Source organism: Sphingomonas sp. FW306-1B-B10E (genome assembly GCF_058782005.1).
In genome coordinates this window covers 84,613-92,042 of sequence record NZ_JBYSXG010000013.1, presented here as the reverse complement: position 1 = coordinate 92,042, position 7,430 = coordinate 84,613, and the positions used below count along the sequence as shown (strand labels likewise).

Here is a 7,430-nt window from a genome sequence, read left to right as displayed (position 1 = left end):
GTCGAGCCCCCCAACCCCGGAAGCGACGCCGGCGGCAACGGGCCAGGCTGCTGCGGCCCCCACGCTTCGGTTCTGGGACGGCGGCAATGCCTCGCAGCACGCAAACGGCGTCATCGACGGCGGCTCGGGGACCTGGAGCGCGACCGCGCCGAACTGGACCGACGCCGCAGGCGCGATCAACGGCCCGATGCAGCCGGTCCCGGCCTTCGCGGTTTTCCGGGGCGCACCGGGGCTCGTCACGATCGATGACGGCCAGGGCATTCCCGCGATCACCTCGATGCTGTTCGAGACCAATGGCTATCGCCTCGCCGGCGGCCGGTTGCGGCTGGACGGCGGCGCCTTCACTTCGATCCGCACGGCGGACGGTGGGACCGCGCGGATCGACAGCAGCCTGACCGGCAGCAGCGGCCTGCTGTACAACGCGCTCGGCACGCTGATCCTCACCGGGGCCAACGACTATACCGGCGGCACGCGCGTCGACGGGGGCACGCTGATCGGCAATACCCGCTCGATCCGGGGCGATCTCGCTAATGCCGGTCATGTTGTGTTCGATCAGACATTCGACGATCGGTTCGACGGCAATGTCGGCGGCTTGGCGAGCGCCTGGGGGCTGATGACCAAGCGCGGCGCCGGCACGCTCACCCTTGACGGCGACAACCAGCTCGACTGGCGCATCGAGCAAGGCCGGCTGATCGCGCGCGGCGAAGGCTTTGGCGGCAATATCGACATTTCGAGCGGCGCGCGCCTCACCCTCGGCTCCGGGGACGTAGCGGGCGGCGTCGCGACCTATCGCTACGCCCTGTCGGGCTCCGGCCGATTCGATGCCGCCGGCCAGGGCACCCTCGTGCTCACCGCCAACTCGAGTGCCTTTACCGGCCACAGCGAAGTCCAGGCCAGCGCGCTGCGCGTCGAAGGCGCGCTCGGCGGTGCAGTGCATGTCGGCGCCGACGGACGCCTGAGCGGTAGCGGAACGGTCGACGACGTGACCATCGGCACGGGCGCGCGACTGGTCGGCACCGCCGGCGAGACCCTGAAGCTCGCGTCGCTGGTGCTCGATCCCGGCGCGATCATCGATGCGCGGCTCGGCACCGTCGCCACGCCGGCGCTGTTCCAGGTCGCCGGGAAGCTGACGCTAGACGGCACGCTCAATCTCCTCGGCACAGGGCAGATCGGCGCGGGCGTCTATCGGCTGATGACCTATTCGGGCGCGCTCACCGACAACGGGCTCGCAATCGGCAGCGTGCCCGCGGGCCAGGAGCGTGACCTGCTCTCGATCCGCACCACGCCGCAATCGGTCGACTTGATCTCCGAGATCGGCGGCGTCCCGCTGCAATTTTGGGACGGCAGCGATCCGACGCGTTTCGCGAACGGAATCGTCGACGGCGGCCCCGGCGTGTGGCGCCGCGATCTTGCCGGCTGGACCGATCGCGATGGCAAGAAGAATCGGACCAGCGTCGCGACGGCCTTCTCCGTATTCGACGGACGCGGCGGCCAGGTGGTGATCGACGCCGGCAATGCAGGCGCGATCCAGACCGGCGGCATGCAATTCGCCGTGACCGGCTATACCCTGTCGGGCAGCGGCCTGCGCCTCGCAGGGCAGCAGGACCGCACCGTCTTCCGCGTCGGCGACGGCAGCGAGTGGGCGTCTTCGATGGTCGCCGAGATCGCCGCGCCGATCTCCGGCTTCACGCGCCTGGTCAAGGCCGACGCCGGCACGCTGATCCTGTCGGGCGCGAACACCTATACCGGGCCAACCGAAGTCGAAGGCGGCACGCTGATCGGCAATGCCGCGTCGCTCCGCAACACGCTGCGCAACGCCGCCACGGTCGTCTTCGATCAGCGCGACAACGCCACCTTCGCGCACCTGATCACCGGCCTCGACGGGGTGTCCGGCAACATGGTCAAGCGCGGCAGCGGCGTGCTCACGCTGACCAATCAGAGCCAGCTCGACTGGACCGTCGAGGAAGGCCGTCTCGTCGCGCGCGCCGATCGCTATCAGAGCGAAGCCACGACATTGCGCGGCGGCGGCGAGCTCCAGCTCGACACGCCCGGCAATGTTTCGATGGGCACCCTGTTCCTCGGCGACGGCCGCCTCACTAAGACGGGCACGGGCACACTCGTCCTCACCGGTCATTCGCGTACATTCGAGGGCACCACGCGGGTTGCCGGCGGCGAGCTGCTGGTCGACGGCACGCTCGGTGGACACGTCATCGTTGAGGACAAGGCCAGGCTGTCGGGCGATGGCTGGGTCGGTTCGCTCTATGTCGCGCGCGGCGGAACCCTCGCGCCGCGGCCGAGCCCGGGGCTGCCCGATAGTGGGCCGGTCACCTCGATGCGGGTATTGGGCGATCTCACCTTCGCGCCCGGCTCGCGATTCGAAGTCGATGCCGATCCCGCGGGCGTGCTCAGCGACATGGTCTATGTGGAGGGCGTCGCGCATCTAGCCGGCTCGGTCTTCCATGTCGGCGCCAGCGGCAATTACCGGCCGTCGACGACCTACACGATCCTGATCGCCGAGGGCGGGATCGACGGGCAGTTCGACAGCGTGGCCACGTCCTTCGCCTTCCTCACCCCACGCCTCGATTACACGCTGTCGGCCGTGAAGCTGACCCTCGACCGCAACGACGTGCGTTTCGAAGACGTCGCGCTGAGCGACAACCAACGCGCGGTCGGGGCGGCGATGGAGACGATGGTCGCCGGTCCGCTGGCCGACGCCGTGCTGGTCGCCGATGCGGTGGGCGCGCGCGCCGCATTCGACAGCTTCTCGGGCGATTTTCATGCCTCCCTGCGTACCGCGCTGGTCGAAGACAGCCGCCTGCCGCGCGATACGGCGCTTGCCCGGATGCGCACGCCGCTCGCACAGCCCGGCATATCGGTCTGGGGTCAGGCGATCGGAGCTTGGGGCCACCATGGCAGCGACGGCAACGCCGCCCGGCTCGAGCGGTCGGCGACCGGCGGGCTCGCCGGGGTTGAGGCGCAGGTGCCCGACGGCAGCGCGCGGCTGGGGATATTCGGCGGTTATCAGCACGCCGATCTGCGCGGCAGCGGCGATGCCGATGTCGATAGCTATCACACCGGGCTCTACGCAGGTGCGCAGTTCGCCGGCTTCGCCGCGCGCAGCGGCGTGGTGTTCAGCTGGCACGACATCGCTACCCGGCGCACGCTGAGCGGCGGGGGCATTGAGGGCCAGCTTCGCGGCGACTATGGCGCGTCGACCGCCCAGATCTTTGGCGAGCTGGCCTGGCGGCTCGAGTCCGGCGCGACTGCGATCGAGCCCTTCGCTAACATCGCGCATGTCGCGCTCGATGTCGAACAGGGACGCGAGCGTGGCCCCACGGCGGCGCTCGCGACCGCGCACGGCACGATGCAGACCAACTATACCACGCTAGGCCTGCGCGGCGAGACCGCGCTGCCGCTCGGTGGCGGTCGGCTGTCGCTGCACGGCACGGCGGGATGGCAGCACGCGTTCGGCGACCGCATCCCCCGCGTCGGCATGCTCCTCGACGGGGCGCGGTTCGAGAGCGTCGGCCTGCCGATCGCCGAGGACAGCTTCACCGGCGGAATGGGCGTCCGCGCGGCGATCGGCGACCGGCTCGACCTTGACCTCGACTATCGTGCCGCGGTTGCGCGCCGAGATCTCGATCAGAGCGCCCGCGCCGCGATCACCTTCCGCTTCTGAGGGATCACAACAAAGTCGGCTGCAAGGTTGCCGCCCTGCTTGCTGGCGCTTCGCCGGCGAGCGCGCTCATCGCGACATAATCGAGCTTGCCCGTGCCGAGCACCGGCAGGGCATCCACCGACCGGATGTCGCGCGGGATCGCGAGCTCGGCGATCCCATTGGCCTTGCCCCACGCTTGGAGCTCGCCTGCTTTCGCGTCCTTCCGCGTGGTGAACAGCACGAGCTGCTCGCCCTTGCGCGGATCGGTGCGCGTGACGACGGCGTGGTCGGCGTCTGGCCAAACAGATGCGGCATAGCCTTCGACCGCGGGAAGCGAGACCATCTCGCCACCGATCTTGGCGAAGCGCTTCGCACGACCGCGGATCGTGACGAAGCCTTGCGCGTCGATCGTGACGATGTCACCCGTGTCGTGCCAACCGTCCGCCGGCGGCTGGAGAGAGCCGGGAGCGTCGGCTTTCATATAGCCCGCCATCACGTTAGGCCCGCGGATCGAGAGCTTGCCGCCCTCGGCGATCCCGGGCACGGCTTCCACCTTCGACTCGATCCCCGGCAGCAGGCGCCCGACGCTCCCCGCCTTGAAGTGCATCGGCGTGTTGACCGCGATCACCGGCGCCGCTTCGGTCGCACCATAGCCTTCGAAGATCCGGATGCCGAACTTCTCGCTCCACGCCTTGCGGGTCTCGTCGCGGACGCGCTCGGCGCCGGCGAAGATGTAGCGCACCGAATAAAAGTCATAGCCATGCCCCATCCGCGCATAGCCGGCGAGGAACGTGTCGGTGCCGAACAGGATCGTCGCATTGGCATCATAAGCGAGCGCCGGCACGATCCGGTAATGCAGCGGATTGGGATAAAGCAATGTCCGTATCCCGCTCAGGATCGGCAAGAGCGTTCCCCCGGTGAGCCCGAAGCTGTGAAACACCGGCAGTGCATTGAGCACGAGGTCGGAGGAATTGAAGTCGATCCGCGCCGAGAGCTGCTGGCAATTGGCGAGAAGGTTGCGATGCGTGAGGACGACGCCCTTGGGCAGTCCCTCGCTGCCGCTGGTGAACAGGATGACCGCCGGATCACCCGGCGCTATCGCGCGGCGCCGGTGAAGCCGCCCAGCCCAGCGTGCCGCGATCAGCGCGCGCAGCTTGGCAAACGTTCCGATCGTCGCCGCGATGTCCTCAAGATAGACGATCCGACGCCCGTCGCCCTCGAGGCCCTCGACGATCGGCTCGAGCTTGCCCTGGTTGACGAAGGCGCGCGCCGTGACGACCGTGCCGACCTCCGCGGCGGTGCACGCCGCCTTCAGATTGGCGAGGCCGGCGGTGTAGTTCAGCATTGCCGGCACCTGCCCGTTGCGCTGAAGCGCGAAGAAGGTTGCGACGACGCTCGACACGTTGGGCAGCAGCACGCCGACCGCCTCCCCCTTCCCCGCCAGCGGATCGAATGCGCGGCCCAGCGCCATGCTGCCGGTCACCAGTCGCTTGTAGCTCATCGGCTCGCGCTTGATGTCCTCGACGACCTTCGAGGCCCCGCCATTGATGTCCTTGGCGTCGAGCAACGCCTGGAACAGCGTGCGATCCACGTCCGAAGTCGCGAAGATCATCGCGCTCATTTCATCATAGAGACGCGCGCCGGCCATCGCCCGGCGTTGGCGGGCGGTTGTCGCGCCAATAGTCTCGACGCGCCTCGGCGGCAGCACGGTGAGCGTGATCTTGGGGAAGGTTCGCAGCCGCACTTTGCCGCGCAGCTTGGAGAAGGACGAATATTGCGCACCGTCGATCCGCACTGGGACGATCGGCGCGTCGGCCTTGCTGGCGACCATGCCGGGACCGTCGAAGACCTTCATCAGCGCGCCCGTGACGGTGATGCGGCCCTCGGGAAAGATCACCAGCGTGTTGCCCGCCTTGACCGCCTTGACCATCGCCTTGGTCGACATGGGATTGGTCGGATCTACCGGGAAGGCGCGGAACAGCTTGAGCGCCGGCTGGATCCACCAGCGCGCGACGATCGCGCTGTGCACCGCGAATACCGGCTTGCCGGGCAGAAACACCGCGAGCAGCAGCCCGTCGAGCCATGAGACGTGGTTGACCACTACTACCGCGCGCTCGCCCGGCTTGGGCATGTTCTCCACGCCCTCGACATGGACGCGGTAAAGGACCTGCAGCACCGTGCGGACCACGCGCTTGATCACCGTTTCGGGCAGCAGCCAGCACGAGACCAGGGCGACGACCAGCGTCGCGAAGCCCATCACCGCGATCACCGCTGGGATCGACACGCCGACCGCCGCCAGCACGCCCACGACGACCATCACCAGCACCGCGACGATCGCGTTGACGATGTTGTTCGCGGCGATGATCCGCGAGCGTTCCGCCTCCGGGCTGTTGGTCTGGAGCAGCGCGTAAAGCGGCACGATGAACATCCCGCCCGAAAATGCCATCACCGCGAGCGCCAGCAATACGTGCCAGCTGCCTGGCGCCTGGACGAAGGCGCCGATATTCGCGCCCGGTACAGTGACGACGAAGCCGCGCGTCGCCAGCCACAGGTCGATCATGCTCGCCGCCATGAGCAGGGCCGCCACGGGCACGTAGCGCGCCGAGACCTGGCCCTTGAGCAGCCGGTTGACCGCAAGCGAGCCCAAAGCGATCGACACCGAGAAGACGAGCAGGAACAAGGTCACCACTGCCTGGCCCGCGCCCAGCGTGTTCGACACCAAGGGCGCGAAATCGTTGAGAAGCACCGCGCCGACCGCGAAGAACCAGCTGATCCCGAGGATACAGAGCCACACGTCGCGGCCGTCATGCGCACTGCGCAACACCTGCCAGGTCGAGCGCAGCGGATTGGGATCGATGCGCAGGCCCTTGCTCGCCGGTGGTGCCGCGGGAATGAAGAAGCTGGCGACCAGGCCCACGACTGCGAGCGCGGTGGCGACGAGCCCGGTCTCCCAGGCCGGGATGAAATTGGGCAGCAGCTGGCCACCCAGGATCGCGAGGAAGGTCCCAGCCTCGATCATGCCAGTCCCGCCCATGATCTCGTTGGCGCCGAGATGCTGCGGCAGAATCGAATATTTGACCGGGCCGAAGATCGTCGAATGGCAGCCCATGAAGAACAGCGCGAGGAGAAGCAGCGGCACCGATTGCAGCGCCAGCCCGGCCAGTCCGATCGCCATGAACGCGACTTCGGCTGCCTTGACCGCGCGGACCAGAATCGCCTTGTCCCAGGCATCCGCCACTTGCCCGGCCAGCGCCGAGAACAGGAAATAGGGAATGAAAAACACCCCCGTCGCGATCGCCGCCAGCATCGCCGAGCGGCCGGGATCGGCGGCGTAGAGCGTGAAGTTGACCAGGAACAGCATCGCATATTTGAGCGCGTTGTCGTTGAACGCCCCCAGGAACTGCACGACGAACAACGGCGCGAAGCGGCGCTTCGCAAGCAGCGAGAAATCTGGCGCGGACATGCTTACCCCCGAACGTCGGCTGAAACGGTATCGATCGAATGTGACTCGTCGGTCAACGGCCCATCGGCGGCCGGGTGCAGATGCCCGCGCCCTGTCTGGTTCCTTACAACCCTAGCCATTGGGGCACGTCTCCATGCAGCAGGTTCTTCGCTTGTTTGCACATAAATGATCAGTGATCAATATAAATTACATAGTGTTCAATTTATAATGGGCTTAGCCGTCAATCAGTGGCCTATCCGTAAATCCACCGGGATCGACCTTACCGCCCCATTCACCAACGGGACCTATCGCCTCGCCTACGCTGCCCAG

Annotated in this window: 2 protein-coding genes; one reads left to right on the top strand and one right to left on the bottom strand. The window is 67.4% G+C overall.

Translation table 11 applies throughout. The features are described 5' to 3' along the window. Positions 1-3,679: autotransporter family protein (locus AC3WJI_RS07485; protein WP_492756631.1), on the top strand; the 3,679-nt coding region annotated here is incomplete at its 5' end. Positions 3,680-3,683: 4 nt separating this feature from the next. Here the strand turns inward: AC3WJI_RS07485 and AC3WJI_RS07480 are convergent. Then, on the bottom strand, positions 3,684-7,121 hold the full coding sequence (locus AC3WJI_RS07480; RefSeq protein WP_492756630.1) for an acyl-[ACP]--phospholipid O-acyltransferase: 3,438 nt from the start codon (positions 7,119-7,121) through the stop codon (positions 3,684-3,686). Positions 7,122-7,430 lie beyond the last annotated feature (309 nt).

Bases quoted from the DNA above. Each gene is read 5' to 3' on its own strand.
- AC3WJI_RS07480 (WP_492756630.1), bottom strand. From the start codon at position 7,121: ATGTCCGCGCCAGATTTCTCGCTGCTTGCGAAGCGCCGCTTCGCGCCG.